Below are 21282 nucleotides of genomic sequence, written 5' to 3'. Positions count from 1 at the left end.
GCTCACGCCGCCTTCTCCTCCGCCCAACGCCGCACGTGCGGCAGATCGTCATCAAGCCAGAACGCGCTCTCCTGGGGATCCCGGGAGTCGGTGACGACCAGGATCTCCTCGAACTTCGCGCCGGTGCCCCGGAACCCCAGGTGCGGCTCCACCGCCCACAGGCCGGGCTGCGGCGGGTGGTCGGAGAAGGAGTACGGGCTCCACAGCGGGGACCATCCTTCACGGTGCCCGTGCAGGACGTCACCGGCCAGCCCCTTCAGGGCCTGGGTGCCGAAGCCGAAGACGGTCGGCGACCAGCGCCGCTCGGCGACCCGGTCCACCTTGTGCGCGATCACCCCGAAGGGATAGGCGCGGTGCCGGTTGGCGTACCCCTGCCGGACCATCAGCCGCTCGACGTCCTCGTAGATGTCGCGCAGCGAACGCCGCTCGCGCACCTGCTCCAGGATCAGCTCGCGGTGCGCCCCGAGGTCGGAGAGCAGCCGGTCGTGCACGGGGTTGAGCCCGAGGCAGCCGGAGTAGCCGACGTCGGCCGTGTACCCCTTGTGGACGGGCGCCATGTCGAGGATGAACGGCATCCCCGGCTCCAGCTTCCGGTTCGTGGGGAAGAACTGGAGCGGGATCCGGAAACCCACGAAGGCGGTGCGGTCCCCGAACCAGGCGAAGGGCAGGTGGAACCAGTCCCGCACCCCGCGCTCGCGCAGCCAGTCGCGCTGCATCCGCGCCGCCTCGCGCTCGGTCACGCCGGGCCTGAGCTGCGCCGCGACCGCCTCGGCGCAGGCGTAGGCCAGGCGCTGGACTTCCCTGAATCCGTCGAGATCCGCGGCCCGCACCCCGGCCGCCCGCCCGGTGCCCCGTTGCTTGGTGTCCCCTGCCATGCCAGCCGTCCGTCCGTGTAGCCGTACGCGTCCGTAACTTGACACTGATGAATGTGACAATGGTTGGAGATCACGTCAAGGGCCGTGCACGGACCTGTGGAAAAGTCCCGCGGTGTGGACAACCGCATCAGTCTTCCGGCAGGCCCCGTACTCCTGAAGGGGGATACGGAATCCCGCTCCAGGTCTGACGATCCGCGCGGGCCCGCGCACTAACGTCGGTTCCGTGACTGTCATCGCGACCGAAAGCCTGAGCAAGCGGTACCCCCGAGTGACCGCCCTCGACCGGCTCTCCCTGGACATCGGGGCCGGCGTAACCGGCCTCGTGGGTGCCAACGGAGCCGGCAAGTCCACGCTGATCAAGATCCTGCTGGGACTGTCCCCCGCCACCGAGGGCCGCGCCGCCGTGCTCGGGCTCGATGTCGCCACGCATGGCAGTGCCATCCGTGAACGCGTCGGCTACATGCCCGAGCACGACTGCCTGCCACCCGACGTCTCGGCCACCGAGTTCGTCGTGCACATGGCCCGCATGTCGGGTCTGCCGCCGACCGCCGCCCGCGAGCGGACCGCCGACACCCTGCGCCACGTCGGCCTCTACGAAGAGCGCTACCGCCCCATCGGCGGCTACTCCACCGGCATGAAGCAGCGCGTCAAGCTGGCCCAGGCGCTCGTCCACGACCCGCAGCTGGTCCTCCTCGACGAGCCCACCAACGGCCTCGACCCGGTCGGCCGTGACGAGATGCTCGACCTGATCCGCCGCGTCCACACCGACTTCGGCATCTCGGTCCTGGTCACCTCCCACCTCCTCGGAGAGCTGGAGCGGACCTGCGACCACGTGGTCGTCGTCGACGGCGGCAAGCTGCTGCGCTCCAGCTCCACCAGCGACTTCACCCAGACCACCGCGACCCTCGCGGTCGAGGTCACCGACACCGACTCCCACCCCGACGGGACCGCCGCGCTGCGCAAGGCGCTCACCGAGGCGGGCCTCACCCTGCACGCGGCCGAGGAGCAGGGCCTGCCCGGCGCGGGCCACATCCTGCTCGTCGAGGCCACCGGCGAGGACACCAACGACACCATCCGCGACACCGTGGCCGGTCTCGGCCTCGGCCTGGTCCGCATGGAGCAGCGCCGCCACCACATCGCGGAGGTCTTCCGCGACCACGACCAGCAGAAGGGAGCCGGTTCCGATGGCGCCTGACACCTCGACCCAGATCCACAACATCGGCTACCGGTCCTACGAGGGCTCCCGGCTCGGCCGCGCGTACGCGCGCACCTCGCTGTACTCGCAGTCCCTGCGGGGCTCCTACGGGCTCGGCCGCTCCGCCAAGTCCAAGGTCCTCCCGATGATCCTCTTCGGGGTGATGTGCGTCCCCGCGCTGATCATGGTCGCGGTCGCGATCGCGGTCCCCGGCAATACCGACCTGCCGATCAAGTACACGACGTACGCCCTGACCACCCAGGTGATCATCGGGCTGTACCTCGCCTCCCAGGCACCGCAGTCGGTCTCCCGGGACCTGCGTTTCAAGACGGTCCCGCTGTACTTCTCGCGGCCCATCGAGCGCGTCGACTACGTCCTCGCCAAGTTCGCGGCGATGGCCTCCGCGCTCTTCATCCTCACCGCCGTACCGCTGCTGATCATGTTCATCGGCGCGCTACTGGCCAAGTTCGACTTCGCCCACCAGGCGAAGGGATTCGGGCAGGGACTGGTGTCGGTACTTCTGCTTTCGCTGCTCTTCGCCGGCCTCGGGCTGGTCATGGCCGCGCTCACCCCGCGCCGCGGCTTCGGCGTCGCCGCCGTCATCGGGATGCTGATCATCCCCTTCGGCGCCGTCACCACGGTGCAGGCCGTCGCCTACAACACCGGGTCCACCGACGCGATCCAGTGGATGGGCCTGTTCTCCCCGATCACCCTGATCGACGGCGTCCAGACCGCCTTCCTCGGCGGCGCCTCCGCCTTCCCCGGCGGCGAAGGACCCACGGCCGGCATCGGTTTCGTCTATCTGCTGGTCGTACTCGGCCTCATCGCCGGCTCCTACGCCGCGCTGATGGCCCGCTACCGGAAGGCCGGGCTGTGAGCATCATCGACATCGACCACACCTCCCGTTGGTTCGGGAACGTCGTCGCCGTGAACGACGTGACCATGCGGATCGGCCCCGGAGTGACCGGGCTGCTCGGCCCCAACGGCGCCGGGAAGTCCACCCTCATCAACATGATGGGCGGCTTCCTCGCCCCCTCCACCGGCACCGTCACCCTCGACGGCGCACCGATCTGGCAGAACGAGCAGATCTACAAGAGCGTGGGCGTCGTGCCCGAGCGCGAGGCCATGTACGACTTCCTGACCGGCCGCGAGTTCGTCGTCGCCAACGCCGAGCTGCACGGCCTGGACGACGCGGCCGCCCAGCGGGCGCTGGCCACCGTCGAGATGGAGTCCGCCCAGGACCGCAAGATCTCGACGTACTCCAAGGGCATGCGCCAGCGCGTGAAGATGGCCTCGGCCCTCGTCCACGACCCGTCGGTGCTGCTCCTCGACGAGCCCTTCAACGGCATGGACCCCCGCCAGCGCATGCAGCTCATGGAACTGCTGCGGCGGATGGGCGCGGAGGGCCGCACCGTCCTGTTCTCCTCCCACATCCTGGAGGAGGTCGAACAGCTCGCCTCGCACATCGAGGTGGTCGTCGCCGGTCGCCACGCGGCCTCCGGAGACTTCCGCAAGATCCGCCGCCTGATGACGGACCGCCCGCACCGCTACCTGGTCCGCTCCTCCGACGACCGGGCGCTCGCCGCGGCCCTGATCGCCGACCCGTCCACCGCCGGGATCGAGGTCGACCTCAAGGAGGGCGCCCTGCGGATCCAGGCCGTCGACTTCGGGCGGTTCACCGAGCTGCTCCCGCGGGTCGCCCGCGAGCACGGCATCCGACTGACGACGGTCTCGCCCTCCGACGAGTCCCTCGAATCGGTCTTCTCCTACCTCGTCGCGGCCTGAAAGGAGCTGGCACCCGATGTACAACCCCACCGTTGCCCGGCTCACCTACCGAGCCCTGCTCGGCCGCCGCCGCGCGCTGATCCTCTTCGCGCTGCCCGCCCTGCTGATCATCATCTCGATCGCCGTCCGTGCCTTCACCGGTGTGGACGACAAGGTCGCCGCCGATCTGCTCGGCGGTTTCGCCCTCGCCACGATGGTGCCGCTGATCGGTGTCATCGCCGGTACCGGTGCCATCGGCCCGGAGATCGACGACGGCTCGATCGTCTACCTGCTCGCCAAGCCGGTGAAGCGGCCCACGATCATCATGACCAAGCTGATCATCGCGATCGCCGTCACGATGGCCTTCTCCGCGATTCCCACCCTGATCGCCGGGTTCATCCTCAACGGCAACGGCCAGCAGATCGCCGTCGCCTACACGATCGCCGCGCTCGTCGCCTCGATCGCCTACAGCGCCCTGTTCCTGCTGCTGGGCACCGTCAGCCGGCACGCGGTCGTCTTCGGCCTCGTCTACGCCCTGATCTGGGAGTCGCTCTTCGGCAGCCTGGTCTCCGGTGCCAAGACCCTGAGCGTCCAGCAGTGGGCGCTCGCGCTGGCCGAGAAGGTGAGCGGCCCCGGGTACGTCGACTCCTCCGTCAGCCTGACCACCGCGGCCGTCCTGCTCGCCGCCGTCACCGTGGGCGCCACCGTCTACGCAGGTCAGAAGCTGCGCCGACTGACCCTGGCGGGCGAGGAGTAGGAGCCCGCCCCACCGCTCCACGCGACCTGTGCCCCGCCCGGCCCACATGCCGGGCGGGGCACAGCTTTGCGCGTCATGATCGGGGCATGCTGCCGCACACCGAGCCCGAGCCCTCCAGGCCCGTGTGGTCCTGGATCCGGGCCTCGCCCGGTACGCACACCTGGCTGCTGATCATCGCCATCACCAGCATCGTCGTGGCCGTCTCCCCGGACGGGGTCGACCACTTCCTGTTCCACCGCAACAGCAGCAACATCCAGCAGCTCGTCAAGCACCCCGTCCAGGCGCTGATCGGCAGTGCTTTCTGGATCGAGAATCCGGCCTCACTGGCCCTCTACGCCGTGCTCTTCGAGGTGTTCCACGCCTCGGTGGAACGCTGGCTCGGGACGCTGCGCTGGCTGGTGATCGTCGCCAGCGCCCATGTCGTCGCCACCCTGATCAGCCAGCAGCTCGTCCTCACCGCGATCCAGCACCACCGGGCTCCGCGCAGCATGGCCCATGTCGTCGACATCGGGGTGAGCTACGGCCTGGCCGCGGCCATCGGGGTCCTCACCTACCGGCTTCCGAACCCCTGGAGATGGTTCTACCTGGCCGGGGCCGTCGCCTTCTTCGGGATCCCCCTCGTCACCGGTGGGACCTTCACCGACGCCGGGCACGCCATCGCCCTCTCCATCGGCCTGCTCGCCTGGCCCCTCACCCGGCACCCCCACCCGCACTCCCTTTCCCACGCGCACGGACACGGGCGCGCGCACTCCGACCGGCAGCGTGTTTCACGTGAAACATGACGGGGCCGGACGGTGCCCGACCAGCGGTTAATTCGCTGGTAAGGGACACGGAGCGGGGGCAGAGTGAGGAGTGCGGGGAGCACCAAAAAGGTCCGGGGCAGCCACTTCGAGCGCGCCTCGCGGCGCGGGCCGTCCCGGACCTTCCCTGCGGTCGTCGCGCTCAGGCGGCGCCGAGCAGACGCTCCAGCACCACCGCGATACCGTCGGCCTGGTTCGACGTGGTCACCTCGTCGGCCACCGCCTTCAGCTCCGCGTGCGCGTTGGCCATCGCCACGCCGTGCGCGGCCCATCCGAACATGGGGATGTCGTTGGGCATGTCACCGAAGGCGATCGTCTGCGCCGCCTTCACCCCCAGCCGGCGCGCGGCCAGCGACAGACCGGTGGCCTTGCTCAGGCCCAGCGGGAGGATCTCCACTATCCCCGGTCCGGCCATCACCACATCCACGAGGCTGCCCACGGTCGCGCGTGCCACCTGGACCAGCTCGTCGTCGTCGAGCCCGGGGTGCTGGATGTACAGCTTGTTCAGCGGAGCCGTCCAGACCTCCGTGGTGTCCTTCAGGTAGACCGCGGGGAGGCCTTCCTGCACCTGGTAGCCGGGACCGAACAGCACCTCGCCGTCCACCCCGTCGCGGCTCGCCGCGAGGGCCAGCGGCCCCACCTCGGCCTCGAGCTTGGCGAGCGCCAGACCGGCGAGCTGCCGGTCCAGCGTCACCGAGGTGAGGAGCCTGTGCGCTCCGGCGTCGTACACCTGGGCACCCTGCCCGCACACCGCGATCCCCTGGTAGCCGAGATCGTCCAGCACGTGCCGGGTCCAGGGCACGGCCCGGCCGGTGACGATGATGTGCACCGCACCCGCCGCCGTGGCCGCGGCCAGCGCCTCGCGGGTGCGTTCCGAGACCGTGTCGTCGTCACGCAGCAGCGTGCCGTCGAGATCGGTCGCGACGAGCTTGTACGGGAAGGGTGCCGGGCTCGGGCTCACTTGGAGATCGGCTCCAGGACCTCGCGGCCGCCGAGGTACGGACGGAGCACCGGAGGCACCCGCACCGAACCGTCGGCCTGCTGGTGGTTCTCCAGGATCGCCACGATGGTGCGGGGCACGGCGCACAGGGTGCCGTTCAGCGTGGACAGCGGCCGCATGACCTTCTTGCCGTCCTTGTTCTCCCGCATGCGCACGGACAGGCGGCGGGCCTGGAAGCCGTCACAGTTCGAGGCGGAGGTCAGCTCGCGGTACTTGCCCTGCGTCGGGATCCACGCCTCGCAGTCGAACTTGCGGGAGGCGGAGGAGCCCAGGTCGCCCGTGGCGACGTCGATCACCTGGAAGGGCAGCTCGAGGGCGGTGAGCCACTGCTTCTCCCAGCCCAGGAGACGCTGGTGCTCGGCCTCGGCGTCCTCCGGCGCGACGTACGAGAACATCTCGACCTTGTCGAACTGGTGGACGCGGAAGATGCCCCGGGTGTCCTTGCCGTACGTACCGGCCTCGCGGCGGAAGCACGGCGAGAAGCCGGCGTATCGCAGCGGCAGCTGGTCCGCCTCGAGGATCTCGTCCATGTGGTACGCGGCGAGCGGGACCTCGGAGGTGCCGACGAGGTAGTAGTCGTCCTTCTCCAGGTGGTACACGTTCTCCGCGGCCTGGCCGAGGAAGCCGGTGCCCTCCATGGCGCGCGGGCGGACCAGCGCGGGGGTGAGCATCGGGATGAAGCCGGCCTCGCCCGCCTGTGCGATCGCCGCGTTCACCAGGGCGAGTTCCAGCAGGGCGCCGACGCCGGTGAGGTAGTAGAAGCGCGAGCCGGAGACCTTCGCGCCGCGCTCGACGTCGATGGCACCGAGGGACTCGCCGAGCTCCAAGTGGTCCTTGGGCTCGAAGCCCTCGGCACCGAAGTCGCGGATCGTGCCGTGGGTCTCCAGGACGGTGAAGTCCTCTTCCCCGCCGACGGGGACGTCCGGGTGCACGATGTTGCCGAGCTGGAGGAGCAGCCGCTTCGCGGTCTCGTCCGCCTCCTTCTGCTCGGCCTCGGCGGTCTTGACGTCGGTCTTGAGCTGTTCGGCCTTCTTCAGCAGCTCGGCCCGCTCCTCGGCGGAGGCCTTCGGGATGAGCTTGCCCAACGACCTCTGCTCGTTGCGCAGCTCGTCGAAGCGGGAGCCGGACGACCTGCGGCGCTCGTCGGCGGAGAGCAGTGCGTCGACGAGGTCGACGTCCTCTCCACGGGCGCGCTGCGAGGCGCGGACACGGTCAGGGTCTTCACGGAGCAGCCGGAGGTCAATCACCCCACCAGGCTACCGGGCTGACTTCGGGGCCCCGCACCGATATAACGCTGCGTGTCGCTATGTCCCAATTGCCGTGAATGCAAAACTCCTGCCGCGTGGCCGGAAGTGGACCTCCCCGCCGGGCTGATCCGCGGGCAATCCCAGGCCCATAAAACTGCCCGAATCCCTGAAAAGGGGCACTCCACCCGCGCTCGGGCGGGCGGCTGAGCAGCGGTGGAGCGCCCTCTTGTCCACAGGAATTGCGATCCCGACAGGCTTATCCACAGGCTGTGTGCCGCATCTGTGGACACGAAAGGAGATCATTCCCAAGCGGCGCGGAGGCGGGGTGAATCAGGGCCCAAACCCCCCTCACACACTCATTCGGGTGGGAATGACTCGCCCCAAAGAGTTGATCAGTGATGCGGAGGTGACGCCGTTCACCCTCCGCTCTCCAGCGCGAAACCTGAGGCCCCGACCGATTTGTCGACCTTGTCGCGCCGCCCTGTCGACTTGTCCCCAGGTCTCCACCGTCTCCTGTGGATAACTCTGTGGATAAGGTGCGCCGCCCTGTGCGTGGAGCTAGGCCCGGCCGTCGAGGCAACGAGTCAGCCAGTCGGAGGCGGCCGTGAAATCGCCATCCGAGGTGCCGGGCCGAGCCTGCCGCACCTCACTCAGAGCGACGCCCGCCCGCGGGTAGGAACCGAGGAAGCGGACCTGGGGGCAGGTGCGCTTGAGTCCCATGAGGGCCTCGCTGACCCGGCGGTCGGAGATGTGGCCCTCGGCGTCGACGGCGAAGCAGTAGTTGCCGATCCCCTCGCCGGTGGGCCGCGACTGGATCAGCATCAGGTTGACCCCGCGGACGGCGAACTCCTGGAGGAGTTCGAGGAGCGCACCGGGGTGGTCCTCGCCGAGCCACAGCACGACGGAGGTCTTGTCCGCTCCGGTCGGCGCCGCCGGCCGGGCCGGTCGGCCGACCAGGACGAAGCGGGTCTCCGCGTTCTCCGCGTCGTGGATCTCGGTGACGAGGGCTTCCAGCCCGTAGGTGGCGGCCGCGAACTCGCCCGCGAAGGCGGCGTCGAAGCGGCCCTCCTGGACGAGCCGGGCGCCGTCCGCGTTGGAGGCGGCGGATTCCCACAGGGCGTCCGGCAGGTTGGCGCGCAGCCAGTTGCGGACCTGCGGCTGGGCGACCGGGTGTCCGGTGACGGTCTTGACGTCCGAGAGCTTGGTCCCGGGACGCACCAGCAGCGCGAAGGCGATGGGCAGCAGCACCTCGCGGTAGATCATCAGGGGTTCGCCGGAGGACAGCTCGTCGAGGGTGGCGGTGACACCGCCCTCGACCGAGTTCTCGATCGGGACCAGTGCCGCTGCCGCCTCCCCGTTCCGTACGGCGTCGAGCGCCGCCGGGACCGACACCATGGGAACGAGTTCCCTGGTCGCGGCTTCCGGCAGTGTGCGCAGGGCGGCTTCGGTGAAAGTGCCCTCGGGACCGAGATACGTGAAGCGGGTGGCCGACATGTGATCAGCCTAATGCCGCGTCCCCGGGCCCCGAGGTGCGGTTCACCCTTCGAGCAGCGGCTGTCCCACGTACTCCTCGCTGCGGGGCCCGCGCGGGACGGCGTACAGCCCGCTCGCCTCGTGACGGATGAACGCGGACAGGGCGTCGCCCCGGTCGAGCTTGCGCTGGACGGGGACGAAGCCGCGCAGCGGGTCGGCCTGCCAGCAGATGAAGAGGAGACCGGCGTCCGGAGTGCCGTCGGCGCCGATGCCGTCGTGGAAGGAGAAGGGGCGCCGGAGCATGGCGGCCCCGCCGTTCTGCGCGGGGGCGGAGATCCGGGCGTGGGCGTTGGAGGGGATCACCGGCTTCCCGTCGCTCCCGAAGGCGTCCAGGTCCAGCTTCGTGGTCTCGGTGCCACCCGTCAGGGGAGCTCCATCGGCCTTCTTCCGGCCGATCACCTGCTCCTGCTGGGCGAGGGACTGCTTGTCCCAGTCGTCGAGGAGCATCCGGATGCGCCGGACGACGGCGTACGAACCCCCGGCCATCCACGCGTGCTCGGCGGGCCCGGGGCCGGCGCCGGGCACGAAGATCCGCTTGTCGAAGTCGGCCTCGGACGGCTTGGGGTTCCCTGTGCCGTCGATCTGGCCCATGAGGTTCCGGGCGGTCATGGGCTTGGCCGTGGCCCCCGGAGTGCGGTTGAAGCCGTTCATCTGCCAGCGGACGCGGGCCGCCTCCCCGGCGTCCTTCTGCAGGGTGCGCAGCGCGTGGAAGGCGACGAGCCCGTCATTGGCACCGATCTGGATCCACAGGTCGCCGTTGCCGCGCTGGGGGTCGAGCCGGTCCGCGGAGAACTCCGGAAGCGGGTCGAGCGCGGCGGGCCGCCGGGCGGTGAGACCGGTGCGCTCGAAGAAGGAGTGGCCGAAGCCGAAGGTGATGGTGAGCGAGCACGGTCCGGCGTCCAGGGCGATCCCGGAGTCGGCCGCCCCCGCCGCCTCACCGGCCATCAGCCGACGGGCGCTGTCCGACCAGCGGCGCATCAGGGCCACGGCCTCCTTGCGGCCCGCTCCGGGAGCGAGGTCGAAAGCCATGACATGGCCCTTGGCCTGGAGCGGGGTGGTGATGCCCGCCTGGTGCTCGCCGTTGAAGTCGACCTCGGTGGAGCCGAGGGCGGCCGACGAGCCGGGCGCGCCACTGCCGCCGCTCCCGTCGGAGCCGGCGATCGCGGAATGCGCGAGGGCGCCGCCGGCGGCGCCGAGTGCGAGCCCGGCGGCGCCCGCGGCGCCTACGGTGCCCAGCAGTCGGCGCCGGGAGATCTCGATGTCGGGGTTGCTGTCGGTCACGCTGTTCAGCCGATCTTCACGGTCTTCTGGACGGTCGTCTGGTCGATGTCGGAGGTACGGACGCTCACGTCGATGCGCCATTCACCTGCCAGCGGCAGCTGGACGCCGGAGGCGCTCCAGTGTCCCGGGGCGGCGTGATCGGGGGCGAGCGGCAGCGGGCCGATGTCCTTGGCGGGGAGGGTGAAGGCGACCTTCACCTCGGGGATGTCGTAGGGCTTGCCGTCCGGGGAGTCCACCCAGACGTGCAGGGTGTTGGCGCCGACCCGGCCCGGGTCCAGCTGGATGCGGACGCTGCCCTTGCCGTTCTCGCCGCCCGTGTCGAAGGGCAGGGTGATCTTGACGGCCCGGTTGGGCACGGCGGTCACGGCCCGGGCGCCCTCCAGCTCGGCGGCCCGGCCGGGTTCCGTACCGGTCAGCAGGGTGGCCACCGCCAGCAGGACGACGGCGACGCCCGCCTCGGCGAGGACGGAGCGGCGCAGCCCCGCGCGGTCGGGATCGGCGTCCCGCAGCTGCTTGTCCCGCGCGTTCTGCCGGGCGGCCCGCTGCCGGGCCAGCTGTGCGGCGCGCTTGGCGCTCGGCGGGACGGTGACCGTCGCCTCTGTTTCACGTGAAACATCGCGCGGTGCGACGACCGCCGGGGTCCGCCCGCCCGTGTCCTGCGCCAGTCGGCCGGTCCACTTGCGGGACACCGAGGCGATGGCGACCAGTACGGCGACCAGGCCCACCTTGATGAGGAGGTACCGGCCGTACTCGGTCCCGGTCAGCGCGGACCAGCTGCCGAGCTGACGCCAGGACTGGTAGATGCCGGTGGCGGTGAGGGCGAGGACGCTGATGAAGGCGACCCGGGAGAAGCGCCGGATGGCCGCTCGCTCGATCTGCGGCGTCTTGTGCAACGCGATCAGCAGGGCGGCCAGCCCGCCGAGCCAGGTGGCGACGGCCAGCAGGTGGACGATGTCGACCGGCATGGCGATGCCCGGCTGGATGCCGGTGGAGGCGTGTTCGGGCAGGGACCACGTGGCGGCGATGCCACCGGCCACCACGGTCCCGCCGATGGCGAGGCCGAAGGTGAGGTCGCTGGTGTCCTTGGCGTCCGCTTCGCTCTCGTCGCTGCTCTGCACCTTGCGGGCGAAGGTGCCGAAGAGCACGGCCATGAAGAGGGCCACGGCACCCAGCAGCAGCAGCCGGGAGACCAGGGACGCTCCGGTCTTGGTCTCCAGGACGGCCTTGAGCCCGTCGAGGTCGAAGACGTCGGAGAAGTTGCCCGAGCCGGTGTAGGAGTTGCGCAGCACCAGCATGACGAGCGTGGCGGCGGTCAGGGTGACCCACCCGCGCAGGACGAGTTTCTGCAGCGGCCGCTCGGCGGCACCCCGACGCCAGCACAGCAGGATGAAGGCCGCGCCGCCGACGAGCACGGCGAAACCGCCGTACGCGGCGTAGCGCGCGACGTTGTAGGCGATGCCCACGGGCCCGCCGCCCGCCACCTGCGAGGGCAGCGAGACGTTCGTGGCGGAGGGGGCACCGATGGAGAAGGTGAAGGCGCCGGAAACCGGGTGGCTGTCGGCGGAGACCGCCTGCCAGGCCACCGTGTACGTGCCGTCGGGCAGCCCGGTGTGCAGCGCGGTGCCGTAACGGATGGTGGAGCCGCTGCACATGTCGCGCAGCTCGCCCGTGTCGACCCGCTTGCCCTGGGGGTCCATGACGCGGATGGAGTCGCCGTTCATGGCGACGGCTTCGGAGAAGGAGAGGGTGACCTGGGCGGGCGCCGTGGCGACCACCGCCCCGTCCTTGGGGTCGCTCGCGGTGAGCGCGGCATGTGCCGAGGCCGGTCCGGCCGCGGTGAACAGGGCCGCGGCCAGGGCCACGAGGACCAGCAGAAGCCGCGGCAGGTGTGCCGCCGCGGCCGTGCGGGCCGTGGAGGGGGCGGGGGCGGTGGCCGTCATGGCGTGTCAGTCCCTCGGTCCGTCAGTTGGCGTTCTGCGGCTTGTACGTGCGTTCCTTCACGTCCAGCTCGACCTTGACCGGGTCGGCCTTCTCGAAGCGCAGTTCGACGGTGACCTTGTCGCCGACCTTGGGCTGGTTCTTCAGACCCATGAACATGACGTGGTCGCCGCCGCGGGCCAGCTTCAGCTCGCCCTTGGCCGGCACGTCCAGAGACTGGACCTGCTGCATCTTCTGGTCCTTGGTCTCATGGATCGTCACGTCGCCGGAGAGCGCGCTCGTGACGGCGGTGAGCTTGTCCGCCGTCGCGGAGTCGTTCTTGATGACCATGAACGCGCCGGCCATCTTGTCGTTGACCGGTTCGGGCATGTAGCCGCCGCTGACGGACAGGCTGGGCTTGCCGTCGCCCGAGCCGGAGTCGGAGCCGGAGTCGGAGGAGCAGCCGGATATGGCGAGCGCTGCCGACAGGGAGAGGGCGGCGGCGAGGGTGCGGGTGGTGCGGCGGTTCACGGGTTCTCTCCCTTGATGATCTTCGGCAGATCCTTGGTGTAGTCCTCGGCGGTGGCCGACTCCCCGTAGAGGACGTAGCCCTCGTCGGTCTTCGGGGAGAAGGCGATGACCTGCGCGCCGTGCATGGAGACGACGCTGCCGTCGGCCTCCTTCGTGGCGGCCTCGATGCCGATGCCGAGGCTGCGCGCGCCGGCCTGGATCGTGGCGAAGTCCCCGGTGAGCCCGATGAAGGCCGGGTCCTGGGCCTTGAGCCACTTGCCGAGGGACTCGGGAGTGTCCCGGTCGGGGTCGGTCGTGACGAAGACGACCCGGAGGTTGTCCTGGTCGGCCTGGGGCAGCGCCTTCTTGGCGACGGCGATGTTGCTCATCGTCAGCGGGCAGACGTCCGGGCAGTTGGTGTAACCGAAGTAGATGAGGGTCGGCCTGCCCTTGGTCTGCTCGCGCAGGCTCCACGGCTTGCCGTTGGTGTCGGTGAGCACCAGGTCCGGCTTGTCGAAGGGGCGGTCGAGGACCGTGCCGGGCTTGCTCTTGGCGGGGGCGTTGACCTCCGCGAGCGACTTGCTCTTGCCGGTGTCACTGCCACAGGCGGTGAGGGCGAGTGCGGTCGCCGCCACGAGGGCGGCGACCGTCACACGTGCGGTGCGCATGGGAATGTCCCTGGGATCGGGGGTGGTTCGGATGGCTGGGGACGTCGGTCAGGACGTGCGGCGGCGCGAGGCGACGCCGAAGGCGACCCCGCCGAGCCCGACGACGATGCCGGCGATGCCGAGGGCGCGCGCGGTCGTGTCGGAGCCGGACGCCGCGCTGTTCTCGGCGCCGTCCTCGTGCTCGGTGTTCTTGGCCTCGTCGGCCTTCTTGTCACCGTCGTCGTGGTGGTCGGCCCCGGCGGCCGCGGCCGTCAGCTTCAGTACGGGCGCCGGGTTCTGCGGCTCGGCGGCGCCGTCCTTGGCCTCTTCGATCCAGCGGACGACCTCGTTGTTGTCGTACGTCTGGACGGCCTTGAAGACCAGCTTGTCGACGTCCGAGGGGAGCTGGCCGATCGAGAGCGGGAACTGCTGGAACTTGCCGGCCTCGATCTTGCCGCCGGTCCAGGTCACCTTGGTGACGGCCTCGTTGATCTGCTTGCCGTGGACCGTGAGCGGCTTGTCGAGCTTGCTCTTCTCGACGCTGACCGTCCAGCCCGGGACGTCCTGCGGCATGACGGACGAGAGCGGGTGGTCGGTCGGGAAGCTGACCTCGAGCTTGGTGGTCGAGGCGTTGTCACGCTCGTTGGGGACCTTGAAGTTGATGGTCGCGTAGCCGCCCTTGGCGGCCTCGCCCGGCTGGATGCCGACGTGCGCGAAGGCGGTGCCGGACAGGACGAGGACGGTACCGGCGGCGAGGGCGGCGGCGAAGGAGACGCGAGAGGTCTTCATGGCGGGAACACTCCACGGGAAGCAGGGGTGACGGTGGCTCCGGGCGCAGGCGCGCGCGGAGTTCGCGGCACCGGTGCTCCCCCGGTGTCCCGGGGAGCGGAGGTGCCGCGTCAGGCTGCGAGGGCGAGGGCCACCGGCGGGCCGCGCCTGATCACCGAGTGCTGGAGTGCCGCCCGGCCGGGGGCCACGGCCCGGTCCGGGGTGCTGCGCGGCGCCCGCGGGGTACGTCCGGGCGTACCCGGAAGTCCGGCGACGAGGGCGCGTACGAGGGCCAGGGCCGAGCGCAGGGCGCGGACCGGGGCCGCCGGGGTGGAGAGCCGGGAGAGGGCGACGAGCCGGAACAGGGCCGCGTCCCCGCGGCTCAGCAGCCAGCCGGCGGCCAGTGCGGCCAGCAGGTGCCCCAGCAGCATCGACAGGCTGAACAGCCCGGCCGAGGGCTCCGCGGCCGCCTGCGCCATGTGCGCGTGGGCGTTGTGGGCCGGAGCGGTGAGCGAGTCCGGGTTCAGCCCCGCGCGCTCCAGGACCTGCCGGGCGTCGGCCGGGCTGAGCGGTACGGAGTTGCCCCCGCAGATCAGCCGGGCGGCCAGCGCCGCGAGCGAGGAGTCCGAGGCCGCTCGCGCCGAGGCTCCCGCGGCGCCGCCCCCCGACAGGGAGGAGGAAGCCGCGACGGCCGCTCCGTGCTGGCCCAGGCCGAACAGCGTGTGCAGCCCCAACTGGCCCACGGCGAGAGCGCCGGCGAGTCCCGGCAGGGTGCGCCGACGGCCCGCGAGCGGGGCCGCGACCGCGAAGACGGCCAGGAAGCCCGCGCAGAGCGACCACCAGGGAACGGTGGCGCAGGAGGCGAGGGCGTGCCCGACGGCGGACAGCACGACACAGACCGCGGTGAACACCGCGGCCCGCAGGATCCGGAGCCCGGCTCCTGCACGCATCGTGTGGGGGGCAGTCATGGCCGGGCCATCATCGCACTGCGCTTAGGTCTCCCATACGGCAGGTCCGGAAGGTCCCTTGAGTCCCCCTGGACGGAGCCGCTTTCCGGTGCGCCCGGAAAGCCCCGGAAGGCCCCGTACCACCGCATACACCGGGGCCCGGGCGGGTCACATCGGCCGAATGAGCGCTCTGACGGGTGCTCGGGGCTTACGCCGTGCTCCGGGCGGCAATAGGTAACGGTATGAGCATCTGGTGGTCTCTCCACTTGAGGCGCGAGGCCGCGAGCGTCCCGCTCGCCAGGCGGCTGCTGCTGGGGACGATGGAGACCGCGGGGGTGGACCCGGACATCTCCTTCGACCTGTCGGTGGCGCTGAGCGAGGCGTGCGCGAACGCGGTGGAGCACGGCGGGCCGGTGGCCGAGGGCGGAGCCGTCGGCGGCCCCGAGGGCGATGGCCCCGCTCCTCCTGTTCCGGCGGCCTGCGCGGCGTACCGCGTCACGGCCTATCTCGACGGCGACCGCTGCCGGATCGAGGTCACCGATTCGGGCCCGGGCTTCCCGCCCGCGACGGTCACCCGTCACAGACCCTCGCTCGCGGAGCACGGCCGCGGGCTCTCCCTCATCGCCGAACTGGCCGATCACGCCCGCTTCCGCAACCGCCCGGGCCGTGGCGCCGTCGTCAGCTTCGACAAGATCCTGAAGTGGCGCGAGGGAGCGCTGCTGAAGGCGTCCTGAACGGCCGATGGGCGGGGTCCCGGTACAGGGGACCCCGCCCATCGGCGGTGTACGGCGTGCGGCGGAAGGGTCAGCCCTTCAGCGCGGCCATCCAGCTCTCGACCTCGTCGGACCGGCGCGGCAGGGCCGCGGACAGGTTCCGGTTGCCGTCCTCGGTGACGAGGATGTCGTCCTCGATCCGCACGCCGATGCCGCGGTACTCCTCCGGCACGGTCAGGTCGTCGGCCTGGAAGTACAGACCGGGCTCGACCGTGAGGCACACGCCGGGCTCCAGGGTGCCGTCCACATACGCCTCGGTGCGGGCGGCCGCACAGTCGTGGACGTCCATGCCGAGCATGTGGCCGGTGCCGTGCAGGGTCCAGCGGCGCTGCAGGCCCAGCTCCAGGACGCGCTCGACCGGACCCTCCACCAGACCCCACTCGACGAGCTTCTCGGCGAGCACGCGCTGCGCGGCGTCGTGGAAGTCGCGGAACTTGCCGCCCGGCTGGACGGCGGCGATCCCGGCCTCCTGGGCCTCGTACACCGCGTCGTAGATCTTGCGCTGGATGTCGGTGAACCGGCCGTTGATCGGCAGGGTGCGCGTGACGTCCGCCGTGTACAGCGACTGGGTCTCCACACCGGCGTCCAGCAGCAGCAGCTCGCCCGAGCGGACGGGACCGTCGTTGCGGACCCAGTGCAGGGTGCAGGCGTGCGGGCCGGCGGCGCAGATCGAGCCGTAGCCGACGTCGTTGCCGTCGACGCGGGCGCGCAGGAAGAACGTGCCCTCGATGTAGCGCTCGCTGGTGGCCTCGGCCTTGTCGAGGACCTTCACGCAGTCCTCGAAACCGCGGACGGTGGAGTCGACGGCCTTCTGCAGCTCGCCGATCTCGAACGCGTCCTTGACCACGCGCGCCTCGGAGAGGTTCACGCGCAGCTCGCCGTCACGCTCGGCGGTGACCTTGTCGGTCAGGGCCGCCTCGATGACCGCGTCGTGGCCGCGGACGATCCGGACCGGGCCGGTGGCCTCGGTGAGGGCGTCGGCCAGCGTGCGGACGTCCTTCGCGGGGAGGCCCAGGAGCTGCTCGGCCTCGGTGAGGGAGTGGCGGCGGCCGACCCACAGCTCGCCCTGGCCGGACAGCCAGAACTCGCCGTTCTCGCGGTCGGAGCGGGGGAGCAGGTAGATGGTCGCGTCGTGGCCGGTGGCGCCGGTGGGCTCCAGGACCAGGACGCCGTTCTCGCTCTGGTCGCCGGTCAGGTAGGCGTACTCGGTCGAAGCACGGAAGGGGTACTCCGTGTCGTTCGAGCGCGTCTTGAGGCGGCCCGCGGGGATGACGAGGCGCTCGCCGGGGAAGCTCGCGGACAGCGCGGCGCGGCGCGCGGCGGTGTGCGCGGCCTGGGCGATGGGCTCCAGGCCGTGCAGCTCGGTGTCCGCCCAGCCGGTGCGCATGTTCTCGGCGAGTTCATCGCTGAGACCCGGGTACAGCCCGTTCTTGCGCTGCTTGTGCGTCTTCTTGGGCTGCTCTTCTTCCGGGGTCTCCGGGGTGAGCTCGTCAGCCACGTCATCTCCTCAGCTACGACAGGACCGGGTACGGACCCCATCCATCGTATGTGCGAGAGGAAGTGGCCCCGAAGGGCTGTGATATATCAGTCAAAACGGGCAGCCAGCAGGACGATGTCCTCGCCGAGGCCGGCCGTGTTCCCGAGGTCCTCCTCGGGCAGCACGGTCCGCAGTACGTGGTCCACGATCGCGGCCGGGTCCTCGCGGGCGGCCCGCGGCACACCGGCGGCGGCCGCGTGCAGCCGGGCGTACGCGCGGTCCATGGCGTCACCGGTACGGCGCAGCAGCCCGTCGGTGTACAGCAGCACCGTTTCTCCGGAAGCGGGCTCGATCTCCACGCTCGGCGCCTCCCAGCAGGCGAGCATGCCGAGCGGCGCGGACAGCGAGGTCTCCACGTACTCGGTGCGGTGCTCGCCGATGAGCAGCGGCGGGGCGTGCCCGGCGCCCGCCAGGATGATCTTCCGGGCGCCCGGTTCGCAGTAGGCGAAGAGCGCGGTGGCCGTCCGCGCGGGCTCGCTGAGCCGCAGCAGCAGCTCCAGGTCCGAGAGGACCGCGACCGGATCCTCGCCCTCCATCACCGCGTACGCGCGCAGGGAGGCCCGCAGCCGTCCCATCGCGGCGATCGCGCTGGGCCCGGAGCCGGTGACCGAGCCGACGGCCAGCCCGAGGGCGTTCTCCGGCAGCGGCAGTGCGTCGTACCAGTCGCCGCCGCCCAGCGGTCCGGTGTGGTGGCGGGCGGCGAGCCGCACGCCGGGCACCCGGGGCAGCCGGCTCGGCAGCAGCTCCTCGGCGACGGTGGCGAGCCGGGTCCGGTCGCGCTGGGCCTCCAGGACGCGGGCGAGGTGCTCGGCCCCGTGCCGTACGTAGAGGCCGACGAGGTCGCGCTGGCGGTCGCTCGGCTCGACCTGCTCGTCGTACAGCCAGACGATCGCGCCGAGCCGGCCGGTGGCCTCGGCGGTCAGCGGCAGGGCGTAGCTGGCGGAGTAGCCCAGACGCGCCGCGACCTCGCGGTGGCGGGGGTCGACCGGGGTCGCGTAGCCGCCGGAACCGGGCATCGCGCCGGCCTCGGGCAGGATCTCGGAGCCGCCGACCGCGCCGGGGGTCCCGTCGAGGATGCGGCCGTACGAGGTGGCGCTGCGCGGCACGGTCTCGATGTGACCGAGGTCGGCGCGGCCCAGGCCCAGCCCGATGGTGCTGGTGGGGCCGAGGCCGTCGGAGGGCTCCAGCACGATCAGCCCGCGCCGGGCGCCGACGAGCGCGGCTCCGGCGCGCAGGAATTCCTGAAGGCAGGAGTCGAGAGCGGCGGCCCGGGCGAGACGTTCGGTCAGCTCGTGGAGGGTGGTCAGGTCGGAGACCATGCCCGCCAGCCGGTCCTGGATCAGGGTGCTGGGGGCGGGTAGGGGGGCCGGTGCGGGAGCGGTGCGCGGGGGCACGGGAGCCGCAGTGTGAGGGGAAGCCGTAACCACTGAATCGATTCCAGCCACTTTCGGCGGATGCGGGGCGCTCATGGCGTCCGGCTTTCCACCTGGTGTGATTCGCCGAATAGCATCGCAAACCCCCAGATCGTTCTGCGCCGCCATCAATGGATCCACATCTACACGCACACGTGGATCGATGTCCAGCATTGCCCAGGTGGGAATCCTGGTGTCCGTGGGACGACAACTCACCGTCCGGTCAAGGGTAAAACTTGGCCGGAAAAGGTTGGATGGGATGCCTTTTTGCGGTCGACTGGGCAGGCGTCTCCCTCGGCACGGGTACGTAAACGGTGGTGCACGGGGTGAGTTGACGCCATCCCGGACCCGCCGGGAACCGCCCGGTGCGGGTCGCCGTCCTTAGCGGCGACGGCTGGGCGCGGCCCGTAGCAGGCCGCGCTCCGTGCTTGCCGGGCGTTTCATGGACCCGTACGAAAACTGCACGAACCGTGTGAACCTGCTTCTGGCGGACAGTGACGCGAAACGTGTACGTGTGGTGAAACACCGCATACATGGTGTGATGTGGCCCTCGGCGTTCAACGGAAAGGAACGAGCGCTCATGCGCGAGATCCTCAGTAGGCGTCTCCTGCGGCTCCGCAGTTCCCTCCAGTCCCTCCAGCCCCTCCAATCTCTTCAGTCCCTCCGCTCTCTCCGCTCTCTCCAGCCCTTTCAGTCCCTCCGGTTCCCCCGACGGGCCGGGTCGCGGCCCGCCGCCGCCCCCGTCCACCCGCGGCCCCTGGACGCGGCATTGCTGTGCGCCACCGCCTGGGAGTGGCCCGTGCTCCCGGGCGTGGGCCGGGCCGGCGCGGACGGCGCGCGCTGCGCCTGCCCGGATCCGGACTGCGTGGTTCCAGGGGCGCACCCCTTCGACCCGGGCCTGCTCGCGGCCACCACGGACCCCCGGATGGTGGGCTGGTGGTGGACCAACCGGCCCACCGCTCCCCTGCTCCTGGCCACCGGCGGGTCGGCGCCCTGCGCGGTGAGCCTGCCGGCCGGTGCGGCCGCGCGGGCGCTCGTCCGGCTCGATCAGCGCGGCATGCGGCTCGGCCCGGTGGTCGCGACACCCACGCGCTGGTCGCTGCTGGTGGCGCCCTACTCGTTGGAGCGGCTCGGCGAACTCCTGTACGCCAAGGACCACGTGCCGTCCTCGCTGCGGTTCCACGGTGAGGGCGGTTACCTGCTGCTCCCGCCGTCTGCCGCGTCCTGCGGCGGTCAGGTGCGCTGGGAGCGGGAACCTCCGGCGGAGGGCGGGCCCCCCTGGCTGCCCGAGATCGAGGCCGTCGTGGACGCGCTGGTCGAGGCGAGCAGTGGAGCGCCGGGTGGCGGCAGCCGGCTCGCGTACTGACGCACGTACCGGCTCGCGTACTGACGCACGTACCGGTTCGCGTGTTGACGCATGTACTGACGCGCGAACCGACACTCGTACCGACACTCATCACTCGAACGGGTGTCACCGATGCGGGTTTCCAAGGGAATTGGGCGCGGGGATCTCCGTGGCCCATTCCCGCATCGCTATCTTCGGCGAATGAATCTCCGCCTGATCGGTATCGGCGCCGGTGTGCTGATCATCTTGTCGCTCCCGCTCGCGGGTGCGATCGCCGGACCGGACTTCGCCGCTCGGGATGACGCGAAAGGCGGCGGACTGCTCTCCTCGCTGGGTCTTTCGGACCCTTCCGGCCGGCCGTCCGGGGCGAATCCGGCGCCGCCCGGTCCGCCCGAGCAGCCCCGTACGGACGCGCACTGCGGACCCGAACTCCGCTCGCCCCAGGGGGTCGAGGCGCAGACTTGCGTGCTGACCGGTGAAGGGCAGAGCTGGGGGCGGAGTTACTACCGCAATACGAGCGGGCGCGCCCTGGACTCCGTACTGACGGTGATGGGTCCGGCGGGCCGGACGGTGCAGATCCGCTGCGCGATCGGTGCGGGCGACGAACCGGGGCTGTGCGAGACGCCCCGGGAGGACTCCCTGGGAACCCCGGACCGGTACACGGCAGTAGCGGAGTTTGCAGTTCCGGATGCTGAAGGAGACCTGCTCCTGCGGTCCGGGAGCAACTCACCGGCACCGGGCGGCCGTTGAGTGCCACCGGAAAATCAAGGGCCCGGTCGCTGGCGACGGGGGATGCACCAGCGACCGGGCTACAAGAACGGTAACAAGAGATCGCCTGTACGCAAATTCGATCTCTGATATTCAGACAGCGATTTGCAGACGATTAGCGGGAGTTGTGACACCCGTCACCGCTCGTGGCGGGCTCCCGGAGCCGCCGCGGAGGCGGCCCGGAGGCCCGCTGCGGGAGGCTGTGG

At 70.8% G+C, this 21282-nt stretch carries 20 protein-coding genes; 8 read left to right on the top strand and 12 right to left on the bottom strand.

Annotation, left to right across the window (positions count from 1 at the left end; all coding sequences use genetic code 11):
* Positions 1-2: 2 nt before the first annotated feature.
* On the bottom strand, positions 3-875 hold the full coding sequence (locus ABT084_RS04470; protein ID WP_351038177.1) for a M24 family metallopeptidase: 873 nt from the start codon (positions 873-875) through the stop codon (positions 3-5).
* A gap of 223 nt (positions 876-1098) precedes the next feature.
* Between ABT084_RS04470 and ABT084_RS04465 the strand changes: the two genes are divergently transcribed.
* From ABT084_RS04465 to ABT084_RS04445, 5 genes are all read left to right on the top strand, one after another.
* Positions 1099-2070: an ABC transporter ATP-binding protein gene (locus ABT084_RS04465; RefSeq protein ID WP_351038176.1), complete on the top strand. Its 972-nt coding sequence runs from the start codon at positions 1099-1101 to the stop codon at positions 2068-2070.
* Entirely contained in the window at positions 2060-2947 is an 888-nt protein-coding gene (locus tag ABT084_RS04460) for an ABC transporter permease subunit (RefSeq protein WP_351038175.1), read from the top strand. Before ABT084_RS04465 ends, ABT084_RS04460 begins: the two co-directional genes overlap by 11 nt.
* A complete protein-coding gene (locus tag ABT084_RS04455; protein WP_351038174.1) occupies positions 2944-3855 on the top strand; it encodes an ABC transporter ATP-binding protein in 912 nt (303 codons plus the stop codon). The genes ABT084_RS04460 and ABT084_RS04455 overlap by 4 nt, the downstream gene beginning before the upstream one ends.
* A gap of 16 nt (positions 3856-3871) precedes the next feature.
* Positions 3872-4591 (top strand): ABC transporter permease, encoded by a 720-nt coding sequence (locus ABT084_RS04450; RefSeq protein WP_351038173.1) that lies wholly within the window; start codon positions 3872-3874, stop codon positions 4589-4591.
* An 86-nt stretch (positions 4592-4677) separates the two neighbouring features.
* Positions 4678-5373, top strand: a complete 696-nt coding sequence (locus tag ABT084_RS04445) for a rhomboid-like protein (RefSeq protein WP_351038172.1) — start codon at positions 4678-4680, stop codon at positions 5371-5373.
* Between the two features lie 160 nt (positions 5374-5533).
* On the opposite strand, the gene ABT084_RS04440 is transcribed toward ABT084_RS04445, so the two are convergent.
* The 9 genes from ABT084_RS04440 to ABT084_RS04400 all read right to left on the bottom strand — a co-directional run bounded on the left by ABT084_RS04440 (position 5534) and on the right by ABT084_RS04400 (position 15262).
* A complete protein-coding gene (locus tag ABT084_RS04440; RefSeq protein WP_351038171.1) occupies positions 5534-6352 on the bottom strand; it encodes an HAD family hydrolase in 819 nt (272 codons plus the stop codon).
* Complete coding sequence (gene serS / locus ABT084_RS04435) at positions 6349-7638, bottom strand: serine--tRNA ligase (protein WP_351038170.1); 1290 nt, start codon at positions 7636-7638, stop codon at positions 6349-6351. The genes ABT084_RS04440 and serS overlap by 4 nt, the downstream gene beginning before the upstream one ends.
* A 558-nt stretch (positions 7639-8196) precedes the next feature.
* On the bottom strand, positions 8197-9132 hold the full coding sequence (gene pheA / locus ABT084_RS04430) for a prephenate dehydratase (RefSeq protein WP_351038169.1): 936 nt from the start codon (positions 9130-9132) through the stop codon (positions 8197-8199).
* Between the two features lie 42 nt (positions 9133-9174).
* On the bottom strand, positions 9175-10452 hold the full coding sequence (gene efeB, locus ABT084_RS04425) for an iron uptake transporter deferrochelatase/peroxidase subunit (RefSeq protein ID WP_351038168.1): 1278 nt from the start codon (positions 10450-10452) through the stop codon (positions 9175-9177).
* Positions 10453-10457: 5 nt separating this feature from the next.
* On the bottom strand, positions 10458-12392 hold the full coding sequence (locus ABT084_RS04420; protein ID WP_351038167.1) for a copper resistance protein CopC: 1935 nt from the start codon (positions 12390-12392) through the stop codon (positions 10458-10460).
* Between the two features lie 22 nt (positions 12393-12414).
* Positions 12415-12900 (bottom strand): copper chaperone PCu(A)C, encoded by a 486-nt coding sequence (locus ABT084_RS04415; protein WP_351038166.1) that lies wholly within the window; start codon positions 12898-12900, stop codon positions 12415-12417.
* A complete protein-coding gene (locus tag ABT084_RS04410) occupies positions 12897-13547 on the bottom strand; it encodes an SCO family protein (RefSeq protein ID WP_351038165.1) in 651 nt (216 codons plus the stop codon). Before ABT084_RS04410 ends, ABT084_RS04415 begins: the two co-directional genes overlap by 4 nt.
* 48 nt (positions 13548-13595) lie before the next feature.
* Positions 13596-14315: a YcnI family copper-binding membrane protein gene (locus tag ABT084_RS04405; protein ID WP_351038164.1), complete on the bottom strand. Its 720-nt coding sequence runs from the start codon at positions 14313-14315 to the stop codon at positions 13596-13598.
* A 110-nt stretch (positions 14316-14425) separates the two neighbouring features.
* On the bottom strand, positions 14426-15262 hold the full coding sequence (locus tag ABT084_RS04400; RefSeq protein ID WP_351038163.1) for a hypothetical protein: 837 nt from the start codon (positions 15260-15262) through the stop codon (positions 14426-14428).
* A 221-nt stretch (positions 15263-15483) separates the two neighbouring features.
* Here ABT084_RS04400 and ABT084_RS04395 point away from each other — a divergent pair, with 221 nt between their 5' ends.
* Positions 15484-15975 carry an ATP-binding protein gene (locus ABT084_RS04395; protein WP_351038162.1) on the top strand — a complete coding sequence of 164 codons (492 nt, stop codon included), beginning with the start codon at positions 15484-15486 and terminating at the stop codon, positions 15973-15975.
* Between the two features lie 70 nt (positions 15976-16045).
* On the opposite strand, the gene ABT084_RS04390 is transcribed toward ABT084_RS04395, so the two are convergent.
* Both ABT084_RS04390 and ABT084_RS04385 read right to left on the bottom strand, forming a co-directional pair.
* Positions 16046-17512, bottom strand: coding sequence for an aminopeptidase P family protein (locus ABT084_RS04390; protein ID WP_351038161.1), 1467 nt, complete (start codon positions 17510-17512; stop codon positions 16046-16048).
* Positions 17513-17598: 86 nt separating this feature from the next.
* A complete protein-coding gene (locus tag ABT084_RS04385; RefSeq protein ID WP_351038160.1) occupies positions 17599-19137 on the bottom strand; it encodes a PP2C family protein-serine/threonine phosphatase in 1539 nt (512 codons plus the stop codon).
* A 406-nt stretch (positions 19138-19543) separates the two neighbouring features.
* Between ABT084_RS04385 and ABT084_RS04380 the strand changes: the two genes are divergently transcribed.
* A complete protein-coding gene (locus ABT084_RS04380; RefSeq protein WP_351038159.1) occupies positions 19544-20329 on the top strand; it encodes a bifunctional DNA primase/polymerase in 786 nt (261 codons plus the stop codon).
* Positions 20330-20509: 180 nt separating this feature from the next.
* Entirely contained in the window at positions 20510-21058 is a 549-nt protein-coding gene (locus ABT084_RS04375; protein ID WP_351038158.1) for a hypothetical protein, read from the top strand.
* Positions 21059-21282 lie beyond the last annotated feature (224 nt).

The organism is Streptomyces sp. NPDC002138, from assembly GCF_040296485.1.
Taxonomy (GTDB): domain Bacteria; phylum Actinomycetota; class Actinomycetes; order Streptomycetales; family Streptomycetaceae; genus Streptomyces.
Note: the sequence above shows the minus strand (reverse complement) of the source record. Positions and strands in the feature narration are given on the sequence as shown.

Bases quoted from the DNA above. Each gene is read 5' to 3' on its own strand.
- ABT084_RS04470 (WP_351038177.1), bottom strand. From the start codon at position 875: ATGGCAGGGGACACCAAGCAACGGGGCACCGGGCGGGCGGCCGGGGTG.
- ABT084_RS04460 (WP_351038175.1), top strand. From the start codon at position 2,060: ATGGCGCCTGACACCTCGACCCAGATCCACAACATCGGCTACCGGTCC.
- ABT084_RS04450 (WP_351038173.1), top strand. From the start codon at position 3,872: ATGTACAACCCCACCGTTGCCCGGCTCACCTACCGAGCCCTGCTCGGC.
- ABT084_RS04445 (WP_351038172.1), top strand. From the start codon at position 4,678: ATGCTGCCGCACACCGAGCCCGAGCCCTCCAGGCCCGTGTGGTCCTGG.
- pheA (WP_351038169.1), bottom strand. From the start codon at position 9,132: ATGTCGGCCACCCGCTTCACGTATCTCGGTCCCGAGGGCACTTTCACC.
- ABT084_RS04420 (WP_351038167.1), bottom strand. From the start codon at position 12,392: ATGACGGCCACCGCCCCCGCCCCCTCCACGGCCCGCACGGCCGCGGCG.
- ABT084_RS04410 (WP_351038165.1), bottom strand. From the start codon at position 13,547: ATGCGCACCGCACGTGTGACGGTCGCCGCCCTCGTGGCGGCGACCGCA.
- ABT084_RS04405 (WP_351038164.1), bottom strand. From the start codon at position 14,315: ATGAAGACCTCTCGCGTCTCCTTCGCCGCCGCCCTCGCCGCCGGTACC.
- ABT084_RS04400 (WP_351038163.1), bottom strand. From the start codon at position 15,262: ATGACTGCCCCCCACACGATGCGTGCAGGAGCCGGGCTCCGGATCCTG.
- ABT084_RS04395 (WP_351038162.1), top strand. From the start codon at position 15,484: ATGAGCATCTGGTGGTCTCTCCACTTGAGGCGCGAGGCCGCGAGCGTC.
- ABT084_RS04385 (WP_351038160.1), bottom strand. From the start codon at position 19,137: ATGCTGGACATCGATCCACGTGTGCGTGTAGATGTGGATCCATTGATG.
- ABT084_RS04380 (WP_351038159.1), top strand. From the start codon at position 19,544: ATGCGCGAGATCCTCAGTAGGCGTCTCCTGCGGCTCCGCAGTTCCCTC.
- ABT084_RS04375 (WP_351038158.1), top strand. From the start codon at position 20,510: ATGAATCTCCGCCTGATCGGTATCGGCGCCGGTGTGCTGATCATCTTG.